Here is a 23,488-nt window from a genome sequence, read left to right on the forward strand (position 1 = left end):
TATCCTCAGTTGGCGGATGCGCCGCGGGTGACGATGGTGCCGACGGCTGAGACCAGCTTGTCGAGGATGAAACCGACGACGCCGATATAGGCGAGTGCGACGATGATGTCGGGCAGGCGCGACGAGTTCCACGCATCCCAGATGAAGAAGCCGATGCCGACGCCGCCGGTCAGCATTTCAGCTGCAACAATGGCGAGCCATGACAGGCCGATACCGATGCGAAGACCGGTGAAGATGTAGGGTGCGGCCGAGGGCAGCATGATCTTGAAGAAGAATTCGAACTGGTTGAGGCACAGCACCTTGGCGACGTTGCGATAGTCCTGCGGAATGTTGCGGACGCCGACGGCGGTGTTGATGATTACCGGCCAGATCGAGGTGATGAAGATCACGAAGATGGCCGAGGGGTTCGAATCCTGGAATGCGGCCAGCGACAGCGGCAGCCAGGCAAGCGGCGGAACGGTGCGCAGGATCTGGAAGATCGGATCGAGCCCGCGCATCGCCCAGATCGACTGACCGATCAGCGCGCCGATCAGGACGCCGGTAATGGCGGCAAGCCCGAAGCCGTAGGCGACGCGCTGCAGCGAGATCAGCACCCGCCAGCCAAGGCCGATATCCTGCGATCCGTAGTTGAAGAACGGATAGGCGATCAGGTCGTAGCTTTCCTGCCAGACCTGCGACGGTGGCGGCAGCGTGGCGCCGGCCTCGGAACAGAGGATCTGCCAGATCACCAGTATGACGGCCAGCACGATCAGCGGCGGCAGGACGTTGCGGGCAACGGCAAGCGCGATTTTTCTGGTGTTGAATTTTGCGGCGGGCCGGCCCGGCAGGGCGATGATCTTACCCTTGGGGGATATCGCCGGGGGGATAGCCAGATTTTCTTTATGTGCTGTTGCTGCCATCGTCTTCGTCCTTAATCAATTGAACCGGGCCTGCTTGAGAGCCCCTCATCCGGCCCTCCTTGTTTAAGAAGAAGGGCGGCCACCTTCTCCCCGTTTTGACGGGGAGAAGGGACCAGCGGCAAACTCTGTCGTCCCCTCTCCCCGCTTGCGGGGAGAGGGCTAGGGTGAGGGGCAGGATGCGAGGATGAAGCTGTTCATCAGGACGCTGCCTTGATCGACAGGCTGTCGAGATAGGCCGACGGGTTTTCCGGATCGAAGACCTTGCCGTCGAAGAAGGTTTCCTTGCCGCGCGAGGTCGTGGCCGGGATGTCGGCGGCAGCCACACCCAGATCGGCGGCAGCGGCACGCCAGATGTCTTCGCGATTCACCTGATCGACCAGTGCCTTGATGTTCGTGTCGGGCGCCAGTTTGCCCCAGCGGATGTTCTCGGCCATGAACCAGGTGTCGTGGCTCTTGAACGGGTAGGACGCGCCGTTGGCCCAGAACTTCATGTAGAGATCGGTGCCGTGGACGACGCGGCCGTTGCCGTAGTTGATGTCGCCCTTCAGCCGGCCGATGATGTCTTTCGTGGGTACGTTGAACCATTGGCGCTTGCCGACGATCGCGGCCATCTCGTCCTTGTTGTCCATGCTCTCGCACCACATCTGGGCTTCCATCACGGCCATCATCAGCGCCTTGGCGGCGTTGGGGTTTTTCTCGATCCAGTCGGCGCGCATACCGAGAGCTTTTTCCGGGTGACCCTTCCAGAGTTCGCCGGTGGACGCTGCGGTAAAGCCGATGCCCTGGTTGACCAGCTGTTCGTTCCATGGCTCGCCGACACAGAAGGCGTCCATGTTGCCGACCTTCATGTTGGCCACCATCTGGGGCGGCGGCACGACGATGGTCGAGACGTCCTTGTCCGGATCGATACCGCCGGCGGCCAGCCAGTAGCGGATCCACAGGTCATGCGTGCCGCCGGGGAAGGTCATTGCGACCTTCACTTCGCCGCCATCGGCCTTCTTCTTTTCAAAGGCGGCCTTGAGCTTGGAGGCATCGAGCTGGACGCCGGTGTCGGCATATTCCTTGGCAACCGAAATTGCCTGGCTGTCACAGTTGAGGCGGGCGAGGATGGCCATCGGCACGGGAACGTTGTTCTGCGTCACCTTGCCGGTGTGCATCAGGTAGGGCATCGGCGAGAGGATATGCGCGCCATCGATGCCGTTGGCGGCGCCACCGAGCACGAGGTTGTCGCGGGTCGCGCCCCAGGAGGCCTGCTTGGCAACCTCGACATCCGGCAGTCCGTGCTTTTCGAAAAAGCCCTTCTCCTTGGCGATGATCAGTGCCGCCGAATCCGTCAGCGCGATGTAGCCGAGCTTGACGCCGGTTACTTCCGGGCCGGCCGTGGCGGCAAAGGCGCCGGACGGGAAGGCCGTCTTGATGGCGCCGAACAGCGCGGCGGTTGCGGTTGTCTTCAGGAGGCTGCGACGGGTGATGCCGTTGCTCGATATCGTCTTCATGAACAGGTCCCTCTGCTGTGGCCGGTCGGAAATTTGGCAATAAAAAAACGCCGCTCGGAGATTGCGTCTTCGGGAGAAAAATCATCCCGGACTGCAAAAACCTTGCGACGTCGATGTCTCTGCGAGCGCCTGTCTTGGGCTCGGCTTACTGCGATCGCCATTGACCGCAGCGAATTATACCAAGCAAGGCCCGTGCCAGTTTCGAAGGAAAGTATTAGCGCTTTGAAATTGAATGGGTTTTCATCGATCTCAGGGATGTGCGTAAATTTTGGCCGTATCCTGCATCTGCAAAAATTTTCAGCGTCTGCTTTGGCGTGTTCATTTCCAGGTGGGAAATTTTGTGCAACGCAAAATTCGCCGCCGTCAGTTTTCCTCGGCGAGCGACCCGCTGCCCATGCCGCTCTTGACCGCAAATCCGGCGATATAGTCGGCGATCCGGGCGGGGTCGAAAACCTGTCCGTCCATGAAGCGGTCGCCATCCACGGCGCCTTCGACGCGAATATCGTCATCCAGCAAGGGTGCGGCGTCCGCTCCAAGCGCCAGGCGATAGATATCGGGCCGATAGGCGGCAGCCGCAGCCGTCATGCCGGTAGAGGAAAGATCGGTCTGGCCCCAGCGGATCATCTGGCTGTAGATCCACAGCGCCTGGCTCGGGCGCGGATAATTGGCAAAGCCGTCATGGAACTTGAAATAGCCATCGATGACGCGCCGATTGCCCTGATCGTCGAGATTGAATTCACCGGCCAGCACGCGACGGATGATATCGACCGGTGCCGCGATATAGCGGCTGTCGGCAAGCGCCTCCGATAGCGCATCGTGATTGTCCGGGCGGTCGCACCAGCGCGCGGCCGCATCCAGCGCGACGATCAGCCGGGAGACGGTTTCCGGATGCGTTTCGGCCCATTCCGGCCGCATGCCGATGACTTTTTCGGGGGCGGACGGCCAGATATCCTGTTTGGCCGCGACGATGCGGCCGACGCCGCGTTCGGAGGCGACCATGTTCCACGGTGCGCCGACGCAGAAGCCGTCGATGGCGCCGGTCGCCAGCGCATCGGAGGTCAGCGGCGGCGGCACGACCACGAGCTTGACGTCACGATCCGGATCGATGCCGCCGGCCGCCAGCCAGAAGCGGAACTCGTAATTATGCGAGGAGAAAGGATAGGTGACGCCGAGCGTCGGCAGCGGCTCGCCACGGGCCTTCATTCCGGAGATGGCCTTTGCCAGGGCCTGCGCATTTTCAAGGGCGCTCGCCGTTTCCGAAAGGGCTCCCGCTTGCTGCATGCGAGCATAGAGCCGGGTGGAAAGCGTGATCGCGTTGCCGCCACGTCCGAGCGAAAAGGGTGTGATCGTCGGCGACGGGTTGGAGCCGAGGCCCAGCATCGAAGCGACCGGCATGGGCGACAGCATGTGGGCGATGTCGAACTGCCGGAAGGCGAGCCGGTCGCGCACATTGGCCCAGGAGACATCCTTGACCAGATCGAGGACGATGCCCTCCTTTTGCGCGAAGCCGAATTCGGATGCTGCGATCAACACGGATGCGTCGACCAGCGGAATGAAGCCGGCGCGCAGGGTTCGCGAGCCTTCGCCCGTCAGTCCCGCGGGCGCGGCAAGACGGCTGTCGCCGCCACGCGGCCCAACTGCGGTACCATCGAATTTCGTCATCATGTCCACTCCAATGCCTCCCGCCGGCAAATGTCTGGCTGGTGTGCGTTCATCACATCAGCAATCCTGCCGCGGTGACGACGCTCTGGGCGATGTCCGACATCTTCTTCTTCTCATTCATGGCCGTCTGGCGCAGCAGGGCAAAGGCCTGCTCCTCGGTGAGGCCGCGCATCTTCATCAGGATGCCCTTGGCGCGCTCGACGATCTTGCGCTCTTCCAGCGCCGACTTGGCATCGGCAAGTTCCCGCTGCAGCCTCGAGAAGGCGTTGAAGCGGCTGACGGCCATGTCGAGGATCGGTTTGACCCGCTCCTTTTTCAGGCCGTCGACGATATAGGCCGAGACGCCGGCATCGACTGCCGCCTCGATCGATGCGGTGTCCGACCGGTCGACGAACATGGCGATCGGCCGGCCGACGGTGCGCGTCAGCTGGAACAGATGCTCCATCATGTCGCGGTTCGGGTTTTCCAGATCGATGAAGATTACATCCGGCTGCAGCGTCTCGATGATGCGGGCGATACCGTTGACTTCGTGCACGACAGTCACCTTCGCGTGCCCGGCCTCGCGCAACCCTTCCTCGATGATGGACGCGCGGATTGCGTTCTCATCGATGACAAGAATTGTGAGGTCCAGATAAGCCATGGCGCATAGATGACGCAGCGCAGCAAACTTGGCAATGCCTAAAATAATTGCGTTTCTGCGCAAGCATCAAAATTAGGCAGCGCATTCCGGCATGGATACCGCGTTTCGCCGCAGATGCGATGTTCGCTGGCGGCGATAAAACCATCGTTTTTCCCATATGCCCCTTTATTGAACGCCTGCTGACAGCTTACGATGGCAAAAGCGGTGTATGGGCGGAACTGCGCGGGTCTTCGGGAGTAAAGTGTGCATCAGGATATGGCTTTGGTAGCGACCGTTGCGATCAGCTTCGTGCTGGCGGCGGTCTTTGGCTATTTCGCGGACCGGCTCCGCCTGCCGCCGCTGGTCGGATATCTGGTTGCCGGTATCATGATGGGGCCGTTCACGCCGGGCTTTGCGGCCGACGCCGCTCTTGCCGCGCAACTGGCCGAGATCGGCGTCATCCTTCTGATGTTCGGGGTCGGCCTGCATTTCTCCGCCTCCGACCTGATTGCCGTTCGCGGCGTCGCCATTCCCGGCGCCATCGGGCAGATCGTTCTGGCGACGGCTCTGGGGATCGGTCTGTGTACCCTCTGGGGTTGGAACATCGGCGCCGGGCTGGTCTTCGGCCTCAGCATCTCCGTTGCCAGCACGGTGGTGCTGCTCAAGGCGCTGGAGGAGCGGAACCTGGTCAACTCGCCCAACGGGCGAGTGGCCATCGGCTGGCTGATCGTCGAGGACCTGGCGATGGTGCTGGCGCTCGTTCTCCTGCCCATCGTCGCGGAGATGCTGGGTGCTCGGGGGGCAGCGGCGCATCAGGCAGGTACCGGCGGCACCTCCATTGCTCTGACGATCATGCTGACGCTGGTCAAGCTCGGTGCTTTTGCCGCGCTGGCGATGGTGCTGGGCCCAAGGCTGGTCCCGTGGCTCCTGACGCTGGTTGCCCGCACCGGATCGCGCGAACTGTTCACGCTCACGGTTCTGGCCATCGCGCTCGGCATCGCCTTCGGCTCGGCGGCGATTTTCGGCGTATCCTTTGCCCTCGGGGCGTTTTTTGCCGGCGTGATCATGAGCGAGTCCCACCTCAGCCACAGGGCGGCGGCGGATTCGCTGCCCCTGCAGAATGCCTTCTCCGTGCTGTTCTTCGTCTCCGTCGGCATGCTGTTCAATCCGACCGTGCTGCTCCATCAGCCGCTTGCCGTGATTGCGATCGTGGCGCTGATCACCTGCGGCAAATCGCTGATCGCCATCGGCCTCGTGCTGCTTTTGCGCTATCCCCTGCCGATGGCGCTGACGGTCGGCGCAAGTCTGGCGCAGATCGGCGAGTTTTCCTTCATCGTCGCGGGGCTCGGCGTTTCGCTCGGGCTCCTGTCAACGGAGGGCCACGACCTCATCCTTGCCGGCGCCATCCTGTCGATCACCCTCAATCCGCTGATCTTCTGGGCCGCCGGCAAACTGAGAACTGCACTCAGGAACGCCATGCCGCATTACGGCGCGCAAAAACTTGCAGCTCTCAGCCGGGAGCTCGATGTGATCAAGGCCAAGGTCGAAGAAAAGGAAAGTCAGCAGCAGCTGAAGAAACAGCAGCTGGTCAGCACCTTCCCGTTGTTTTCCGAGGTGAACGAGCATGCTCTCGAAGAGCTTCTCCTGCTGTTCCGGCCGGCATCGGCGTCGCCGGGCGACAAGGTGATCCGTGTCGGTGAGCGCGGCGATGCCATGTATTTCATCGCCGCCGGGGCTGCCGAGGTTCGCCTGCCGGGCAATGCGATTGTGCTCGAAGCCGGCTCCTTCTTCGGCGAGATGGCCCTGCTCAGCGGCGGCTTGCGCACCGCCGACGTGATCGCGGTGGATTTCTGCCAGTTCCTCAAGCTCGACAGGCGTGACTTCAATATCTTCATGGCCCGCCACCCGCGGCTGCGGGCCGCCGTCGCCGACATGGCCCGCGAGCGCAAGCAGATGAATGTGTCGCTGGATGCCGAAAGCGAGGCACAGGATTGATGTTGCCAACGATAGGTAGAATTGCCGGTTTTGCCGGATTTTCGGCCTGTTTATGCGTCGCCGCGCAATTTTAGGCTGGAAGCGGGTGCAAATTGGCAAGAAGCGATGGCCGGAGTTGATGTAGACTGCAAAAATCGCGTCAAAACCCCGGAGACTGTCATGACTGCTCCACATCCCTCCAAGACCCATATCGGCAACCACAAACTGCACCCCGAAACGCAGATGCTCAACTATGGCTACGATCCGGAGCTCTCCGAAGGCGCGGTCAAGCCGCCGGTGTTCCTGACGTCGACCTTCGTCTTCAAGTCGGCCGAAGAGGGCCGTGATTTCTTCGATTTCGTCTCCGGCCGCCGCGAGCCGCCGGCCGGCACCGGTGCGGGGCTGGTCTATTCCCGTTTCAATCATCCCAACAGCGAGATCGTCGAGGACCGTCTGGCGGTTTACGAGCGCACGGAAAGCTGCGCCCTGTTTTCCTCCGGCATGTCGGCGATCGCCACCACGCTGCTCGCCTTCGTGCGGCCGGGCGATGCCATCCTGCATTCGCAGCCGCTCTATGGTGGTACGGAAACGCTGCTGGCCAAGACCTTTCTCAACATGGGCGTCGCGGCCGTCGGGTTTGCCGATGGCGTCAACGAGGCGTCGGTGCAGGCCGCCGCGGACGAGGCTATGGCGAAGGGCCGGGTCTCGATGATCCTGATCGAAACACCGGCCAACCCCACCAACAGCCTTGTCGATGTCGCAATGATCCGCAGGATCGCCGATGCGATCGGCAAGAAACAGGGGCATACGCCGATCGTTGCCTGCGACAACACGCTGCTCGGGCCCGTCTTCCAGCGGCCGATCGAGCACGGCGCCGATATTTCGCTCTATTCGCTGACCAAATATGTCGGCGGCCATTCCGATCTGATCGCCGGTGCCGCGCTTGGCGCCAAGGCGGTGATGAAGCAAGTCAAGGCGCTGCGCGGCGCCATCGGCACGCAGCTCGATCCGCATTCCTGCTGGATGCTCGGCCGTTCTCTGGAAACATTGTCGATCCGCATGGAAAAGGCCAACAGCAACGCGCTCGACGTCGCCAATTTCCTGCGGGAGCATCCGAAGGTCGAGGGCATTCACTATCTGCCCTATCACGATCCGCAGTCGCCGCTCGGAAAGACATTTGCCGCGCAGTGCAGCGGGGCGGGCTCGACATTTTCCTTCGATATCCGCGGCGGCCAACCGGCCTCCTTCAAGTTCCTCAACGCCCTGCAGATTTTCAAGCTTGCCGTCAGCCTCGGCGGCACGGAATCACTCGCCAGCCATCCGGCAACGATGACGCATTCGGGTGTTCCGCTGGAGGTCCGCCAGCGCATCGGCGTCTTGGAATCGACCATCCGCCTGTCGATCGGCATCGAACATCCCGATGATCTGATCGCCGACCTGACGATCGCACTGGATGCGGCTTGAGGGGCTTTGCCGATCCCGGTTCTTGGTTATTTTCCGCTGTGTCTTGAAATGGTTACATTCCCTTGCCATATTGCACCCATGGAATTCGTTTCCAGCGGTTGACCACGGATGTACTGGCAATCGTTGTCGAGACGGGTCGGAGAGGTCGGGTTTTCACCCGGCCTTTTTCTTTGGGCCGACCCTTGGCCCGAATGCCAGCGTGCGCATTTTTTCCAAACCGCGCACGCTTTTCCACGTGTCATCTCGCCTTTCCGGCCGATGGCCCTACTTGTCACTGAAGATAATTTGGGAGAGTCCCGGTCCGGCCATCCGCCGGCCTGGCCGATCCCCCTGACAGGAGAGAATCATGTCACTGAGATCTTTGATGGCTGTTGCAGCACTCGCACTTCTGGCGCTTTCGGGATGCGCAAGCACCGGCGCAAACAACACCACCTATTCGCAATATCAGGGCTATACCCCTGTGCCCGATTTCGGGGCCAGCGAAGCCGGCGGGGTCCGGGTGGGTTACTGAGCTTCGCCGAAACTTTGCCTGATATAAGCTGCGGCTCGAGCGGGCGAACCCTGCCGGTCCCGATATCGCACGCAACATATCCAGCGGAACAAGCGTTTCGTTGCCCGCTTCCAGTGCATCGCGACAATGATCGGATAGTCGGCGTCACGGGGCGAGGGCGCAACGTACACACTCGAGAAGGCTACCGATTTGGCTCTGCAAGGTCGTGTACTCGCTGGCGGCACTCAGGGAGGTGTCCTATCGTTTGAGTGAAACACAAAAAGTCCCCCGCCGAGCGAACGGCGAAGGCCAATGCTGCTCTGCCGGGCCTGAGGCCGTTACGCCGCCTGCAAGCCCAGTGCTGGCATAAGATCGCGCCTTACGGTCTCAATGCCGCTCTCCCCCCAGTGGAACCCGTCCGGCGCCATGAACTCTTCGCGCGTGTAGATATAGTCGCCTTCGATCTGGAGAGTTTCGACCGCTTGGACCAGATATCCGGCGTCATATCTTTTCGCAACGGCTGCATGTTGGCTGCATAGCTCATGCAGCCGGTGCTTAAGAACCATATGATCAACGAATTTTCTGAGCTGCTCCGAACGGGATAGCAGTGGAGGCTCAACCATAATTGCCCTTGCTCTCGGCTGGTTCTCCCGGACAAGTGCAACCATCCGCAACGCAGGCGATTCGGCTACCAGGTCACGCATGGCTTGTGCTCGACACGCGCTTGAAACATGATCGGTGTTGCCTGCCAAGAAACTGTAGCGGTCGTATCGGTCATCGAAGCCAAAAGCGACGACGGTGTCGCCGGCTTTAATCGGGACCGAGCGGCGCCGGGACAGTTTTTCCCAAATGGCAGTGACGCCGTGAGCGGTGTGCGACAAGCCTTCATCGGTCCAAATGAATTCACCGGCTTGGTATTCTGTGTTGTTGGCAAAATACCACTCGAACCCGGCGCCTTCGCCGTTGTTGGATAGAGATTGGCGCAGCGGCAAGATATGCGAAGTACCGACAATATGGATGGTCATTCTGCTGCCTTCGAAAAACTGCCGAGGATCAGTTCATCACAGATCACGTCAAAGTCGTCTTTTTTCTTCGGAGCCGCGGCTTTCTCTGCTTCTTCGCCAAGGCCGCTGAAGAAATGGTTCATCACAAAATTGACCCCGTATGGGCTGACCTCGCGCCGATCCCGCTCGAAGAACACCCCTCCGAACGCCGGAGAATTGATGATTTCATAGGATGGGAAATAATCGACGAAACCATCCGTATCGGATTGGCGGGAAACAGCGATACTCTTAAATTTGATAGAATCGGTCTTCCGTTCGGGCCTAAGCCAAATCGCCGCGTTCCCTGTCCACCCAACGGGAAACTCGAATTCTGCCACACCGTCTTTGATAGGGAGAGAGGCGCTTATGCTGTCTTTTCTCGTTGTCAGGTTTGGTGACACGTGTACCACGATGGTTGCGTCACTTTCCGCCTCGACTCGGACCAATACCTTATCGTCTTCGACTACGTTCAATGGTGTTCTGCGCTTGATACCGTAGAATGGATTGCTGCCAGGCGAGCGGATATACAAGGCTCCATCCGAGATTTCGTGTTCGCCGTAGATGGCCCAGTCCTTCCAAGATGCCTTCAACTTTGTACGCCCAGAACGAGGTTCGATCGTTGTGCCTGCCACACTGTCAGCAACAGCTCTGAGAACAGACTTAGAAGCCATTGTCGAAACGAGAACATGACGGCCGGCATTCGTTGCCACCAGCGGGACCGGGGAGACGGTAAGCAGGAAGCGCAGGCCGGGGTTCATGTTACGCATGATCGAAAGCGCCTCGACCAAGCTGGAACGAACGGCTTCGTACCCCTGATTGATGAAAACGTGCTCGGCTTCGTCAAAAGTGCCTGCAGCCGTACCGGGGCATAGCGGATACTCGTAACCACCGCTCTTGTTGAACCAACTCTCGGTCAGCCCGAGCGTGAATACGAATACGTCCGCTTGCTCGATGCATTGGCGAAACCTGTCGATCGTCACGGCGCGATTGGCAACCATCTCTTCAACGGATTCGAAGCCGTCGGGCTCGATGCGGGGGCGGAACGGATCGATGAAGCGCCCGTTTTTTTTCCACACCTCATCGGGTGGAGCCTTGATACCCGCTGCCCATTCCGTCCATTGCTTCAGAATGGAGGACGTGTAGATGTTGCCCGTTCGTGCCGAAAAAATGTTGTAGTTGAATCTTTTGGCGTTTTCTTTCGAAAGTCCTGGAGGGGCCGGCTCGCAGTTCAGCCATGAAAATCCCCGCTCTTTCATGGAACGGCCGATGTGTTGAGCGAAGCAGGATCCAAAGGTGGCGATTCGCATCGACTTGGTGATGTTGAATCGCGGCTGCCATAGGTCGGCGATGTGGAACATGTTTCGATCTGCTACCGATCGACGCCAGTCCGCCCAATCAGGCAGGTTCTTATAAGGGTGCTGGTCTGTCATAATGACCTCGAAAGCGTTGTTTTGAAACCATTGGTTAGTCAGACGTAGGGAGAGTCAAGTCTTGGAGTTGTCCGATGGACGTTAAATTAACCGCCGCCCTCCGAATCCCGCGCCGGTAACCGTAGTCTTTCACCATCATGTATCTCATAACCTCAAGCGGCATTGCCCTCCGTGTCGGGTACGGACCCTGATAGTGCCCTTGCTGTCTTGTAGCAGAACCGTCGTATATACTTCTCTCCCATGTTCAGCGGCACAAACATCGAGAGCCTGCGCTCGTCAGGCTAACCACCAAAGCATCTCGACGACACAGCCGAGAATCGCCTACCGAAACAGCAAGAGCGTATCCGGAATAGCCGAATAGGAACGCATGATAGACTACAAGATTGATTTAATTGGTGATCCCAACTGGATTCGAACCAGTGGCCTCAAGATTAGGAATCTTGCGCTCTATCCTGCTGAGCTATGGGACCGACCGGAGAGAACACTTACAAAAGGAGACGGCGGAAGCCAAGTGTTTTCCGGTGTGCTTTTTGATGCTTTTGCAGGAACAGGCGTTTCTGATGTGCGTGACGCTGGCCGGGGCTGGCGCCGGACGGTTTTCCGGTGTTAAGCAGGGGCGGCGGAACGGGGGAGACCCGGCCGATACGGCGCCGCCTTCGACAATGAGACCCACAGAGTTTGATTCAGCATGTTCATCGGTATTGATTGGGGCGGCACGAAAATGGAAGTCATCGCGCTCGATCGCGATGGCACGACGAGGGCACGGCACCGCATCGCCACGCCGACCAGCGGCTATGACGCCTGCATCCGCGCCGTTCAGGAGCTTGTGGCGACCGCCGAGCAGATGGCGGGCGAAACGGGAACGATCGGCATCGGTATTCCCGGAAGCCCCAATCCGCGCACCGGCATCGTGCGCAATTCCAACGCCGTTCTGCTGAACGGCCAGCCGCTCGGGCGCGATCTTCAGGCAGCGCTTGGCCGCGAGGTCCGGCTTGCCAATGACGCCAATTGCCTGGCGGTGTCGGAGGCGGTGGATGGTGCTGGCAAGGACGCGCATACGGTTTTCGGCGTCATCGTCGGCACCGGTCATGGTGGCGGCCTTTCGATCGGCAAACATGTGCATGCCGGCTATCAGGGCATCGCCGCCGAAATCGGCCATTATCCGCTGCCCTGGATGACGCCGGACGAATATCCGGGCCACAAATGCTGGTGCGGCAAGCACGGTTGCCTCGACATGTATGCCTGCGGCACCGGCGTGGAGCTGGATTACCGCCTGACGACCGGGACCGACCGGCGCGGCCGCGACATCATTGCCGACAAGCGCAATGGAGAACCGGTTGCGACCGCCGTCTATGAGCGGTTTGTCGGCCGCCTGGCGCGCAGCCTGGCGCTGCTGACCAATATTGTCGATCCGGATGTGTTCGTGCTGGGCGGCGGCATGTCGAATGTCGATGAAATTTACGACGAATTGCCGGATCTGATCGTCAAATATCTTTTCGGCGACAGTTTCGAGACGCCGATCCGCAAGGCGGTGCATGGCGACAGTTCCGGCGTGCGCGGTGCCGCATGGCTCTGGAAAGACTGAAACAAGGGAGGGCGCAGAATGGATATCGACGCGGATCTGGAACGGATCGCACTTCAGGAACGCGAATTGCAGTTCGACAGTTTCAGTCTGGAAACGGGCTGGGCGCTCGGTTCGCTGCTGCGCGACATGGCGGTGGAGCGCAAGCTCGGCGTCGTCATCGATGTGACGCTGTTTTCCATGCCGGTGTTTTATACGGCGCTCGAGGGCTCGACCCCCGACAATCCGAACTGGGTGCGCCGCAAGCGCAATTGCGTTTTCCGGTTTCTGAAAAGCAGCTATGCGACCGGTCTTTCGCTGGCCAGGCAGGGAAGTGACATCACGACCAAGTTCGGCTTGCCGGAGACCGAGTTTGCGCCGCATGGCGGCAGTTTTCCGATCGTCGTCAAGGGTACCGGCTGTATCGGCGCCGTCACCGTGTCGGGCTTGCCGCAGCGCGATGACCATATCATGGTCGTCGAGGCGCTGGCCAAGCTTCTCGGCAAGAATGTCGACGCGCTGACGCTCGGTGCCTAGAGGCTAGATGGATAGATGACCATGGATATTGCCGGCTTTTCGGCCACTTTGAACGAATGGTTGACGCAGGCGGCCCTGCCGCTGTGGCGGGACAAGGGATTCGATCCGTCGAGTGGCGGCTTTGTCGAGACCATCGACATGGCGGGGCAGCCGACGCGGGCCGATCGCCGCTCGCGCGTCCAGCCGCGCCAGGTCTATTGTTTCGCGGAAGCCGGCCGCCGAGGTTGGCCGGGAGACTGGCGGACGCCCGCCACCGAAGGCATCGCCTATTTCGACCGGGTCTATCTGCAGCCGAGCGGGTTTTACGGTGCGGTGGCGGATGCGGACGGCAATCTGACCGATCCGTCGTTCGATCTCTACAATCAGGCTTTCGCGTTTCTGTCCTTCGCCTATCTGGCGCAGGTTTTTCCGGAGCGGAAGGCGGAGATGATCGCGCGCAGCAACGCGCTGCGCGAAAAACTGGAGGCGCATTGCAAACATCCGGTGGCGGGCTTCGAGGAAGACAATCCGCCTCGCCTGCCGCTCTGCTCCAACCCGCATATGCATCTGTTCGAAGCGTGCCTTGCCAGCGAGGCGGTCGAGGGTTTCGATACCGTTGCCTGGACCAATCTGGCCGATGAAATCGCCTTCCTTTGCATGGACCATTTTATCGACCGGGAAACCGGCGCGCTGCGCGAATTCTTCGATCATGACTGGTCGCCGATGCCGGGCGACAAGGGGCGCATCGTCGAGCCGGGTCACCAGTTCGAATGGGCCTGGCTGCTGCTGCGCTGGGGCGAACGGCGTGGCAATGCCGATGCGCTGGTCAAGGCGCGGCGGTTGTTCGAGATCGGCGAGCAATACGGGATCGCGCAGCCGCGCGAGGTCGTCGTGATGACGCTTTATGACGATTTCTCGGTGGCCGATCCGATCGCCCGGCTCTGGCCGCAGACGGAATGGCTCAAAGCAGCGATCCGCTTTGCGGCGCTGACGCAAGCTGAGGAGCGTGAACGTTACCTGCGCTCCGCCGTGCGCGCCGCAACAGCGCTCACCCGGTTCCTCGATACGCCGGTCAAAGGGTTGTGGCGCGACAAGCATAAGGCGGATGGCAGCTTTGTCGACGAGCCGGCGCCGGCCAGCACGTTCTACCATATTCTCTGCGCCATCTATGAAATGGACGATTGCCTGAAACGGCTCTGATCAGAGATCTAAACCACTGTTTTTCAACCGGCCCCGCTTCGAAAGAGGCGGGGCCGGTTGCGTTTTGTCTGCGATCAAGGATGCAAGTCATATATTGACATAAAGATATCTTTATGTGACTTCTGTTTTCCAGTATATTGTCGTTTTCAGAACGGGAGATCTCCCATGTCCGCCATCGATGCACTCTTCGGCGCCGTTTCCTCCAGACCGGATGGATCCGAAGTCATGGCCGCGCTGAAAGCGGCGGCCAGCGAGCGCATCCTGATCATGGATGGGGCCATGGGGACGGAGATCCAGCAGCTGGGTCTCGGCGAGGATCATTTCCGGGGCGACCGCTTCGTCGGTTGCGATTGCCATCTGCAGGGCAACAACGATCTCCTGACGCTGACCCAGCCCGGCGCCATCGAGGAGATCCACTACAACTACGCCATCGCCGGCGCCGATATTCTCGAAACCAACACGTTCTCGTCCACCTCTATCGCCCAGGCCGATTATGGCATGGAGGCGATGGTCTATGAGCTGAACCGCGACGGCGCGCGCCTGGCGCGGCGGGCCGGCCTTCGCGCGCAGCAGGTCGACGGCAAGCGCCGCTTCGTTGCGGGTGCCTTGGGGCCGACCAACCGCACCGCCTCGATCTCTCCGGATGTCAACAATCCCGGTTACCGCGCCGTCTCCTTCGATGACCTGCGCATCGCCTATGGCGAACAGCTGCGCGGCCTGATCGACGGCGGCGCCGACATCATCCTGATCGAAACGATCTTCGACACGCTGAACGCCAAGGCCGCGATCTTTGCCACCGAGGAAGTCTTCATCGAAAAGGGCATCCGCCTGCCGGTGATGATCTCCGGCACGATCACCGATCTCTCCGGCCGCACGCTGTCGGGCCAGACGCCGACGGCCTTCTGGCATTCGGTGCGCCACGCCGATCCCTTCACCATCGGCCTCAACTGCGCGCTCGGCGCCAACGCCATGCGCGCCCATCTGGCGGAAATTTCCAGTGTCGCCGATACGTTTGTCTGCGCCTATCCGAATGCCGGCCTGCCCAACGAATTCGGTCAGTATGACGAGAGCCCGGAGGAGATGGCTGCCCAGATCGAAGGCTTTGCCCGCGAGGGCCTCGTCAATATCGTCGGCGGCTGCTGCGGTTCGACGCCGGCCCATATCAGGGCGATCGCGCAAGCGGTGGCCAAACATCCGCCGCGCGCCATTCCCGACGTGCCGCGGCTGATGAAGCTGTCCGGGCTGGAGCCGTTCACGCTGACCAAGGACATCCCCTTCGTCAATGTCGGCGAGCGCACCAACGTCACCGGCTCGGCCAAATTCCGCAAGCTGATCACGGCGGGCGATTATGCCGCAGCACTTGATGTCGCCCGCGATCAGGTGGCCAACGGCGCTCAGATCATCGACATCAACATGGACGAAGGCCTGATCGATTCGAAGCAGGCGATGGTCGAATTCCTCAACCTGATCGCCGCCGAGCCGGATATCGCCCGCGTCCCCGTGATGATCGACTCGTCGAAATGGGAGATCATCGAGGCCGGCCTGAAATGCGTGCAGGGCAAGCCGCTGGTCAATTCCATCTCGATGAAGGAAGGCGAGGAAGCCTTTCTGCATCACGCGCGGCTTTGCCGTGCCTATGGCGCCGCCGTCGTGGTCATGGCTTTCGACGAGCAGGGGCAGGCAGATACTCAAGGACGCAAGGTCGAGATCTGCACCCGCGCCTACAGGCTTTTGACCGAGCAGGCCGGCTTTGCGCCGGAAGATATCATCTTCGATCCGAACATCTTCGCGGTCGCCACCGGCATCGAGGAACACAACAATTACGGCGTCGATTTCATCGAGGCGACCCGCGAGATCATCGAAACCCTGCCGCATGTGCATATTTCCGGCGGCGTCTCCAACCTCTCCTTCTCCTTCCGCGGCAACGAGCCGGTGCGCGAGGCGATGCACGCTGTGTTCCTCTATCACGCCATTCAGGCGGGCATGGACATGGGCATCGTCAATGCCGGGCAGCTGGCGGTCTATGAATCCATCGAGCCCGAGCTGAAGGAAGCCTGCGAGGACGTCGTTCTCAACCGCCGGGCCGATTCGACCGAGCGGCTTCTGGAGCTTGCCGAACGCTTCAAGGGCGCAGCCGGCAAGGAGGCCAAGGAACGGGACCTGAAATGGCGCGAATGGCCGGTTGAAAAGCGGCTGGAACATGCGCTGGTCAACGGCATCACCGAATTCATCGAGGCCGACACCGAGGAGGCCCGCCAGAATGCCGAGCGGCCGCTGCATGTCATCGAGGGTCCGCTGATGGCCGGCATGAATGTCGTCGGCGATCTGTTCGGTGCGGGCAAGATGTTCCTGCCGCAGGTGGTGAAGTCCGCCCGGGTGATGAAGCAGGCGGTGGCCATTCTCCTGCCTTACATGGAAGCCGAACGGCTGGCCGGTGGCGGGCTTGGCGAGCGCAAGAGCGCCGGCAAGGTGCTGATGGCGACGGTGAAGGGCGATGTCCATGATATCGGCAAGAACATCGTCGGCGTGGTGCTGGCCTGCAACGACTATGAGATCATCGATCTCGGCGTCATGGTTCCCGCCGCGAAAATCCTCGAAGTCGCCCGTGAACGCAACGTCGATATCATCGGCCTCTCCGGCCTGATCACGCCCTCGCTCGACGAGATGGCGCATGTGGCCGCCGAAATGGAGCGCGAAGGTTTTAATATCCCGCTTTTGATCGGCGGCGCGACGACCAGCCGCGTCCATACTGCTGTCAAGATCCATCCCCGCTACCATCAGGGTCAGGCGATCTACGTCACCGATGCCAGCCGCGCCGTCGGCGTGGTGTCGAGCCTGCTGTCGCCGGAGGCGAAGGGCGGTTATATCGAGACGGTGCGCGCCGAATACAGGAAGGTGGCCGATGCGCATGCGCGCAACGAGCTGGAAAAGCAGCGCCTGCCGCTGGCAAAGGCCCGTGCCAATGCCCAGAAGGTCGATTGGGACGCCTACCAGCCGAAGACGCCGTCCTTCCTCGGAACCCGCGTCTTCCAGAATTGGGACCTTGCGGAACTGGCCCGCTATATCGACTGGACCCCGTTCTTCCAGACCTGGGAGATGAAGGGTGTCTATCCGAAGATCCTTGATGATGAGCGCCAGGGCGAGGCGGCGCGTGCACTGTTTGCCGATGCGCAGGCGATGCTGGCCAAGGTGATCGCCGAGAAATGGTTTGCCCCCAAGGCCGTTGTCGGCTTCTGGCCGGCCGGCGTGGTCGGCGACGATATCCGTCTGTTTACCGATGAAACCCGGGTAACCGAGCGCGCCACCTTCTTCACGCTGCGCCAGCAGATGGCCAAGCGCGACGGCCGGCCGAACGTCGCCCTGTCTGATTTCGTCGCCCCGGTCGACAGCGGCAAACGCGACTATCTCGGCGGCTTCGTCGTCACGGCGGGTATCGAGGAAGTCGCAATTGCCGAACGCTTCGAGCGCGCCAACGACGATTATTCCTCGATCATGGTCAAGGCGCTGGCCGACCGCTTCGCCGAGGCTTTTGCCGAGCGGATGCATGAATATGTCCGCAAGGAACTCTGGGGCTATGCGGCGGACGAGACCTTCGACCCGAGGGAACTGGCAAGCGAACCCTATGCCGGCATCCGTCCGGCTCCGGGCTATCCGGCCCAGCCGGACCACACCGAAAAGGCGACGCTGTTCGATCTCCTGAAAGCCGAGCAGGAAATCGGCGTGACGCTGACCGAGAGCTTTGCCATGTGGCCGGGTTCGTCGGTTTCCGGCATCTATATCGGCCATCCCGACGCCTATTATTTTGGCGTCGCCAAGGTCGAGCGCGATCAGGTCGAGGACTATGCGGCGCGCAAGGACATGCCGGTGGGCGAGGTCGAGCGTTGGCTCGGGCCGATCCTGAATTACGTGCCGGCGCCGCGGGCGGAGGCTGCGGAGTAGGAGGCCAGCATTTGCACGGCCCCGTTGTCTGCACGCTCCCGGTTTGATATAGGGCGCCCATCGAATTCCGGATCTTGGAGCATCGGCATGGGGACCGCAAAATCCGCAGATAAGTAAGCCGCAACAACCTTTTCCATGTTGTTGCGGCGCTCTGTCGAACCAATCCCAGCTCAGGCTGACAGGCAGACGCCGCCAGATGACCTCATTTGAGCGGATGTTTCCCCATGCCTGCAAACTCCCGTATCTGGGCCTATTCCCTGCCAGCGACAGTGCTGCTGATGGCCCCATTCGATATTCTGGCCTCTCTGGCGATGGATATCTATCTTCCCGTTGTTCCCGCCATGCCGGGTATCCTCAATACCAGTCCGGCGGTCGTCCAGCTGACTCTCAGCCTCTACATGATCATGCTCGGGCTTGGGCAGATCGTGTTCGGCCCCCTGTCCGATCGTATCGGCAGGCGCCCGGTACTGCTTGGCGGGGCGCTGCTGTTTGCCATCGCGTCGTTCTGCCTGGCCGCGTCTTCGACGGTGGCCCTGTTCGTCGCCTTCCGGCTGCTTCAGGCCGCCGGTGCGTCCGCCGCCCTCGTCGCCACGTTTGCGGCCGTTCGCGATGTCTATGCGGAGCGTCCGGAAAGCGCCGTCATCTATAGCCTCTTCAGCGCCATGCTGTCGTTCGTGCCGGCTCTCGGTCCGATCGCCGGAGCGGTGATCGCGGAAAGGTTGGGATGGCGCGCGATTTTCGTCGCCCTTGGTGCTGTCGCCCTGTTGGCGCTCGTCAATGCCGTCTTCCGCTGGCATGAAACGCGGCCCGTATCGGCGGCAGTCGCGCGCCGCTCGGTCCTGCCTATTTTCAAAAGCTTCGCATTCTGGACCTACACGCTTGGATTCAGCGCCGCCATGGGGACGTTTTTCGTGTTCTTCTCGACCGCGCCCCGGATACTGATCGAGGGAGCCGGCTTTTCCGAGGTGACGTTCAGCCTGGCTTTTGCAACGGCGGCGGGCGCGATGATCGTCACCACGCGCTTTGCCCGGCAGTTCGTTCAAAAATGGGGAATCCCGGGAAGTCTCGCCCGGGGCATGGCGATGTTGCTGTTCGGCGCGGTTCTGCTGAGTGTCGGCCAGTTGTTCGGCTCTCCGTCATTTTTCACCTTCATCCTGCCGATGTGGATCATGGCGATCGGTATTGTCTTTGCCGTTTCCGTAACCGCCAACGGAGCGTTGAAGGGCTTTGGTGATATCGCAGGGGCAGCCGTTGCCTTGCATTTCTGCATCCAGAGCCTGATCGTCGGCAGTCTCGGGACATTGGCGGTCGTCGCCCTGCACGGCAATACGGCATGGCCGCTTGTGGCCTATGCGTCTGTCATGGCGCTGGTGGTGCTGGTCGCGCTGGCCTTGCTTCGCCGGCGGAAAATACCGGGCTAATTGGTGTGGGCAGGGTAGCGGATGCTGCCCTGCCTCATCGTCCCCCGACCACCCTGCCGACCAGCCTGAAGGGGCTGGAAACGACAGAGGCCGCAGCGTCGAAAACGAAGGCCCCGGTCTCCCGGCCCGATGCGCCCGCGCGGGTGTCGAGCGAGACGAGCTGGGGACCGACGGCGGCCAGGCTGGCATAGCGGTCGTGACCGAGGCCGTCGTCCGCCTTCACGGAGGTGATGTCGATCACCTTGATCCCGTAGCGCGCCGCAGCATCCTCGACGACGGGATCGTCGACATCCAGGCCGCCGGCGCGTTGTCTTTCGCCTCCCAGAAAGCTGGAAACTCTCAGCGCCTTGTCGTCCTTGGCCACAAACAATGTCAGCGGCGTCTTCAACGGTCCGATGACGGCAAGCTGCTTGCGGAAAACATCCGCATCGATGTCGGGCGCTGCCAGCAGGACGACAAGCTTGTCCAGGACATCGCCGCGGCCTTCGAGCTTGAGCTGCCGCAGCGCTTCCATGATCAGAAAACATCCCATGCTGTGCCCGAACAGAAAGAACTTTTTCACCTGGGGCTGGCGCGACATTTCGGTGATAACAGCCACCAGATCGTCCCGGGCAAAGAGCGTCGCGTCCTTGTCAGCCACGTAGCCCGTCAGGGTCGCTTCCGAAGGCCACGAGAAGAGAACCGGCATCGCGTCGATCTTTGCGTCGGCGGCGATCTGGGCCAGCCGGAACAGGCCCTCCTGGTAGCTGTAGTTATAACCGTGGACGAACAGACCGACAGACCCGTCGGCCGCCGGTTTGCCTGCCAATGCCACGAACGTCGGCTTATCGAGGGCGGTCCGCTTCGTGACCACGATGTCACGCCGCGCGTCCGGTTTGTTCTTCGCCCATTCGATTTTCGACGGCTTGTGCGTGGGCGGAATGGAGATCGTATATTCTTCGAATGCCATCGATGGCGCGCGGCCATTTGCAAAGCCCCGGCCGTCCGCATCCTTCGTTCTGTCGGTTGCCGTCAGAAGCGTGATCTCTCTTTCTCCGCCGGCAGCGCTGACCGGCTGCAAGACGGCATCCGTCGGGCGCGTTGCGCAGGCCGCCAGTTGCGAGACGGCGACGAAGACGATGGCCATCTTGCGCAGGTTGGGGGAAGCACGATTGGGTTCAAACAAACGACTCATTGGTACCCGCTGACTGGACGGCGAAGGCGCAAGAGCCTTGGTGGCATATTTTCCCCTCCGGCAACAGATGCATCTGCCGGACGTTTGCCCGGACGTTTGCGTTGAGACGCGCTCACAGGTTGGTGTATTGAACCAGCCTGGTCCGGCGCCGCGACATGGATCGATACGCGGCCGCGGCATGGCAAGAAGGAGCGTGACCCATTCATGGCCGAAGACAAACTGGATACGATCGCCCTTTTCAAGGCGATTGCCGCAGACCCGAAGCGCGACAACAGCGCCTATCACCGAGCCATCGCCGAGGCCCGCCAGGCTTTTGAGGATGCGGAGATCGCGCTTGGCGGTCCGGTCAAGGTGCGAACCAAGACCAAAATGAAGCGCAGCGGCGAATATACCGTCAAATGGACGTTCAAGCGTCTCTTCTGAAAAGGCATTGCGGAAGAGACCCCATGCGTGTGCGTCTTGATCACAATCCTGTTACTTCCGTCCAATCGTGGCACAAATCGGCGTCTGGAGCGTTACGCTTGCCGAAAGGCAAAATGGTGACCCAAATGAAGATGCTCGCAATCATCGGTCTGTCGCTGGCCACAGCCTTTTCAAGCGTTGTGCCGGCGCAGGCGTTCCCATCCATCGAGAGGCCGAAGATTCAGACTTCGGATGTCCAGCAGGTCGAATCCTACCGCAGTTCCTGGGGTATCGGCCGCTACGGCGGCAATAGCCGTTATTACAAAAAGCGTTACTACCGCGACCGGGGTTTCTATCGTGATCGAAGCTACTATCGCGATGGTGGGTACTACCGCCATGGCCGGGGCTATTACCGTCACCGCGGCGATAATTTCGGCGCAGCGTTTGGCGGCTTCGCTGCCGGAGCGATCATTGGCGGCATGCTGGCGCAACCCAGATATTCCGGCGGTGAGCGCTATTATCGTGGCGGCGGCTCGCATGCCAATTGGTGCTATGCGCGCTATCGTTCCTATCGGGCTTATGACAACACGTTCCAGCCGTACAATGGCGGCCGTCGCCAGTGTATCTCGCCGTACTAGGCGTAGGCTCATAACGACCTGATCCGCATACGAGCGGCAGAGTATATCTCTGGCGAAATTTCAGTGAGCGCTGTGAAAGGCGCCATCAGCAGCGATGCTGGTGGCGCGCTGGGTGTTGTTGCCGGCGATGCAATTACAAATGGCAAGCTAGAACTACAGCATGTTATATCGGGTGCGGCAATCGGTGGGCTTGTTGGTGCCCCAGCAGGGATGACGTTTGACGGAATTAGGGGTGACCGAAACTTGCAAAGCGTTTGCAGGGGCATCGAGGATTTGCCTCGACATTTTCTCGGCTCACCGCAGATTTTTTGAAAAGCGTACAGGGGCGTTGGAGAAGAAAGCGTTCGAGGAAGAGAAGCATCCATCACTGATAATCAACATTGGGGGGCTGGGCGGCGCTGAGTCGGATAAGAAAAACAGTCAATCCGATAGAGATGACTCAAGCAGGAAATCGGATGAATAAAACCGGAGCAAAACGCCTACCGGGACAGGGATTTAATAATGAAAATAATGAGTGTCGAAATACGAGTGATTGAGATAATAGTCGCGAATTCATTACCTGTTGTCATGGCGTCACTAGGCTTGTTAATATTCAATTCTCTTGAGTATATTATATATATTGTGCCATTTTCTCTTGCGATATCGGCATTTGCTGTATCTTTATTTTTTATTCAAAAAATATCGAATGGTTGGATAGGTGTGTTAATTACAATGGCATTCAGCATAGTGTGCGAAGCAACGATACTGTCAATGTTCGTGTATACCAGCGGCATACGTGGGAGGATGTTAGGCAGCATTAGGGATACGCCAGAAAATACCGTATTGGTTTTTAGCTCTATATATGCTGGAGCGCTTGTTTGTTTTTATTTATTGGGCCAGTTGGGGCCGGAGGAAAAACTCTAGGTGTTTGATCCAGGCTTTCAACGATCTCGGGGGGGGGGTGCGATGACCCGTCCGCCGGGCGCAGCTAGCGCCTCCTCCGTTTCTGGACCGTCCCCCTCACCTGCAATTTCGAACACTTGGCGAAAGCCAAGATGTTGACATTGCCTCCTCTCCCACGAGGGGAGAGGTAGCCCGTGGCTTCATCCGCCCAAAACGGGGACGAGATTTTTATCGGAAAGATGCGGCAGCATACCTCTCCCCTCGTGGGAGAGGACACAAAATCAACATCTTAGCCGCAGGCTAAGGGTTAGATTTTGTTGGTGAGGGGATCCTCGCCACAGACGAAATTTCCCCGCCCTTTTGTTCCATGCCATCATGAGCTTGTTCCGCCGAGGATACACCGGTTAGCGTTGCCGGCGAGGCGGGGCCGGTGCCCGGACGATTTGGCGAAACGCGCGTCAGATCCCCGGGGCTGCGTGAAAGGCGGTTCTCCTCCGGTTCGTGAAAGCGGGCCGGGCGTGCCGGGTAGCCACACCACGGGCGGTTCACCCCGCCGGACGGCTTTGCCGTCCATGGGTCCAGGGCTAAACCCCGCCTCATTGAAAGGCCTGGCGGATAAGCGGCCAGGCTGGGGCATTGGAGGCTTTTTCCTTCACAAGAGGCAAAAGCGTAGAAGAA

At 60.3% G+C, this 23,488-nt stretch carries 18 protein-coding genes and 1 tRNA gene; 11 read left to right on the top strand and 8 right to left on the bottom strand.

Translation table 11 applies throughout. The annotated features are described in order from the left end of the window. Window positions 1-5 precede the first annotated feature (5 nt). The 4 genes from ntrB to ADU59_RS17395 all read right to left on the bottom strand — a co-directional run bounded on the left by ntrB (window position 6) and on the right by ADU59_RS17395 (window position 4,697). Entirely contained in the window at window positions 6-899 is an 894-nt protein-coding gene (gene ntrB / locus ADU59_RS17380; RefSeq protein ID WP_068955392.1) for a nitrate ABC transporter permease, read from the bottom strand. Window positions 900-1,096: 197 nt separating this feature from the next. After that, window positions 1,097-2,395: a CmpA/NrtA family ABC transporter substrate-binding protein gene (locus ADU59_RS17385; RefSeq protein WP_068955393.1), complete on the bottom strand. Its 1,299-nt coding sequence runs from the start codon at window positions 2,393-2,395 to the stop codon at window positions 1,097-1,099. A 363-nt stretch (window positions 2,396-2,758) separates the two neighbouring features. Then, the gene (locus ADU59_RS17390; protein WP_068955394.1) at window positions 2,759-4,060 is read right to left on the bottom strand and encodes a CmpA/NrtA family ABC transporter substrate-binding protein; all 1,302 of its coding nucleotides are present in this window, start codon (window positions 4,058-4,060) and stop codon (window positions 2,759-2,761) included. A 49-nt stretch (window positions 4,061-4,109) separates the two neighbouring features. After that, window positions 4,110-4,697, bottom strand: a complete 588-nt coding sequence (locus ADU59_RS17395) for an ANTAR domain-containing response regulator (RefSeq protein WP_068955395.1) — start codon at window positions 4,695-4,697, stop codon at window positions 4,110-4,112. A 243-nt stretch (window positions 4,698-4,940) separates the two neighbouring features. Here ADU59_RS17395 and ADU59_RS17400 point away from each other — a divergent pair, with 243 nt between their 5' ends. The 3 genes from ADU59_RS17400 (at window position 4,941) to ADU59_RS30900 (ending at window position 8,625) form a co-directional block, all read left to right on the top strand. After that, a complete protein-coding gene (locus tag ADU59_RS17400; protein ID WP_068955396.1) occupies window positions 4,941-6,671 on the top strand; it encodes a cation:proton antiporter domain-containing protein in 1,731 nt (576 codons plus the stop codon). Between the two features lie 159 nt (window positions 6,672-6,830). Continuing rightward, on the top strand, window positions 6,831-8,114 hold the full coding sequence (locus ADU59_RS17405) for a cystathionine gamma-synthase family protein (protein WP_068955397.1): 1,284 nt from the start codon (window positions 6,831-6,833) through the stop codon (window positions 8,112-8,114). Between the two features lie 346 nt (window positions 8,115-8,460). Beyond that, entirely contained in the window at window positions 8,461-8,625 is a 165-nt protein-coding gene (locus ADU59_RS30900; protein ID WP_099050848.1) for a hypothetical protein, read from the top strand. 317 nt (window positions 8,626-8,942) lie between these two features. Here ADU59_RS30900 and ADU59_RS17410 read toward each other — a convergent pair whose 3' ends face one another. The 3 genes from ADU59_RS17410 to ADU59_RS17420 form a co-directional block, all read right to left on the bottom strand. Then, window positions 8,943-9,629: an SGNH/GDSL hydrolase family protein gene (locus ADU59_RS17410; protein ID WP_068955398.1), complete on the bottom strand. Its 687-nt coding sequence runs from the start codon at window positions 9,627-9,629 to the stop codon at window positions 8,943-8,945. Continuing rightward, entirely contained in the window at window positions 9,626-11,077 is a 1,452-nt protein-coding gene (locus ADU59_RS31025) for a GSCFA domain-containing protein (RefSeq protein WP_083198321.1), read from the bottom strand. Before ADU59_RS31025 ends, ADU59_RS17410 begins: the two co-directional genes overlap by 4 nt. Before the next feature lie 393 nt (window positions 11,078-11,470). Beyond that, window positions 11,471-11,547, bottom strand: a tRNA-Arg gene (locus ADU59_RS17420). A 218-nt stretch (window positions 11,548-11,765) separates the two neighbouring features. Between ADU59_RS17420 and ADU59_RS17425 the strand changes: the two genes are divergently transcribed. The 5 genes from ADU59_RS17425 (at window position 11,766) to cml (ending at window position 19,714) form a co-directional block, all read left to right on the top strand. After that, window positions 11,766-12,662 carry an ROK family protein gene (locus tag ADU59_RS17425; RefSeq protein WP_068955400.1) on the top strand — a complete coding sequence of 299 codons (897 nt, stop codon included), beginning with the start codon at window positions 11,766-11,768 and terminating at the stop codon, window positions 12,660-12,662. Between the two features lie 18 nt (window positions 12,663-12,680). Next, the gene (locus ADU59_RS17430; protein WP_068955401.1) at window positions 12,681-13,175 is read left to right on the top strand and encodes a heme-degrading domain-containing protein; all 495 of its coding nucleotides are present in this window, start codon (window positions 12,681-12,683) and stop codon (window positions 13,173-13,175) included. Window positions 13,176-13,190: 15 nt separating this feature from the next. Further along, the gene (locus ADU59_RS17435) at window positions 13,191-14,354 is read left to right on the top strand and encodes an AGE family epimerase/isomerase (RefSeq protein WP_425332027.1); all 1,164 of its coding nucleotides are present in this window, start codon (window positions 13,191-13,193) and stop codon (window positions 14,352-14,354) included. Between the two features lie 165 nt (window positions 14,355-14,519). Continuing rightward, window positions 14,520-18,293 carry a methionine synthase gene (metH, locus tag ADU59_RS17440; protein WP_068955403.1) on the top strand — a complete coding sequence of 1,258 codons (3,774 nt, stop codon included), beginning with the start codon at window positions 14,520-14,522 and terminating at the stop codon, window positions 18,291-18,293. 224 nt (window positions 18,294-18,517) lie between these two features. Next, window positions 18,518-19,714: a CmlA/FloR family chloramphenicol efflux MFS transporter gene (gene cml, locus ADU59_RS17445; RefSeq protein ID WP_068955404.1), complete on the top strand. Its 1,197-nt coding sequence runs from the start codon at window positions 18,518-18,520 to the stop codon at window positions 19,712-19,714. Between the two features lie 34 nt (window positions 19,715-19,748). On the opposite strand, the gene ADU59_RS17450 is transcribed toward cml, so the two are convergent. Next, entirely contained in the window at window positions 19,749-20,888 is a 1,140-nt protein-coding gene (locus tag ADU59_RS17450) for an alpha/beta hydrolase (protein WP_083198322.1), read from the bottom strand. 204 nt (window positions 20,889-21,092) lie between these two features. On the opposite strand from ADU59_RS17450, the gene ADU59_RS17455 reads away from it, so the two are divergent. From ADU59_RS17455 to ADU59_RS30285, 3 genes are all read left to right on the top strand, one after another. Beyond that, window positions 21,093-21,311: a hypothetical protein gene (locus ADU59_RS17455; RefSeq protein ID WP_068955406.1), complete on the top strand. Its 219-nt coding sequence runs from the start codon at window positions 21,093-21,095 to the stop codon at window positions 21,309-21,311. Window positions 21,312-21,436: 125 nt separating this feature from the next. Beyond that, entirely contained in the window at window positions 21,437-21,928 is a 492-nt protein-coding gene (locus ADU59_RS17460; protein ID WP_068955407.1) for a BA14K family protein, read from the top strand. 63 nt (window positions 21,929-21,991) lie between these two features. After that, the gene (locus ADU59_RS30285; RefSeq protein WP_139093189.1) at window positions 21,992-22,240 is read left to right on the top strand and encodes a hypothetical protein; all 249 of its coding nucleotides are present in this window, start codon (window positions 21,992-21,994) and stop codon (window positions 22,238-22,240) included. Window positions 22,241-23,488: the final 1,248 nt, after the last annotated feature.

Source organism: Pararhizobium polonicum (genome assembly GCF_001687365.1).
Taxonomy (GTDB): Bacteria; Pseudomonadota; Alphaproteobacteria; order Rhizobiales; family Rhizobiaceae; genus Pararhizobium; species Pararhizobium polonicum.

Coding starts and splice junctions, on each gene's coding strand:
- ntrB (WP_068955392.1), bottom strand. CDS start 899: ATGGCAGCAACAGCACATAAAGAAAATCTGGCTATCCCCCCGGCGATA.
- ADU59_RS17385 (WP_068955393.1), bottom strand. CDS start 2,395: ATGAAGACGATATCGAGCAACGGCATCACCCGTCGCAGCCTCCTGAAG.
- ADU59_RS17390 (WP_068955394.1), bottom strand. CDS start 4,060: ATGATGACGAAATTCGATGGTACCGCAGTTGGGCCGCGTGGCGGCGAC.
- ADU59_RS17395 (WP_068955395.1), bottom strand. CDS start 4,697: ATGGCTTATCTGGACCTCACAATTCTTGTCATCGATGAGAACGCAATC.
- ADU59_RS17405 (WP_068955397.1), top strand. CDS start 6,831: ATGACTGCTCCACATCCCTCCAAGACCCATATCGGCAACCACAAACTG.
- ADU59_RS30900 (WP_099050848.1), top strand. CDS start 8,461: ATGTCACTGAGATCTTTGATGGCTGTTGCAGCACTCGCACTTCTGGCG.
- ADU59_RS17410 (WP_068955398.1), bottom strand. CDS start 9,629: ATGACCATCCATATTGTCGGTACTTCGCATATCTTGCCGCTGCGCCAA.
- ADU59_RS31025 (WP_083198321.1), bottom strand. CDS start 11,077: ATGACAGACCAGCACCCTTATAAGAACCTGCCTGATTGGGCGGACTGG.
- ADU59_RS17425 (WP_068955400.1), top strand. CDS start 11,766: ATGTTCATCGGTATTGATTGGGGCGGCACGAAAATGGAAGTCATCGCG.
- ADU59_RS17430 (WP_068955401.1), top strand. CDS start 12,681: ATGGATATCGACGCGGATCTGGAACGGATCGCACTTCAGGAACGCGAA.
- ADU59_RS17435 (WP_425332027.1), top strand. CDS start 13,191: ATGACCATGGATATTGCCGGCTTTTCGGCCACTTTGAACGAATGGTTG.
- metH (WP_068955403.1), top strand. CDS start 14,520: ATGTCCGCCATCGATGCACTCTTCGGCGCCGTTTCCTCCAGACCGGAT.
- cml (WP_068955404.1), top strand. CDS start 18,518: ATGCCTGCAAACTCCCGTATCTGGGCCTATTCCCTGCCAGCGACAGTG.
- ADU59_RS17450 (WP_083198322.1), bottom strand. CDS start 20,888: ATGAGTCGTTTGTTTGAACCCAATCGTGCTTCCCCCAACCTGCGCAAG.
- ADU59_RS17455 (WP_068955406.1), top strand. CDS start 21,093: ATGGCCGAAGACAAACTGGATACGATCGCCCTTTTCAAGGCGATTGCC.
- ADU59_RS17460 (WP_068955407.1), top strand. CDS start 21,437: ATGAAGATGCTCGCAATCATCGGTCTGTCGCTGGCCACAGCCTTTTCA.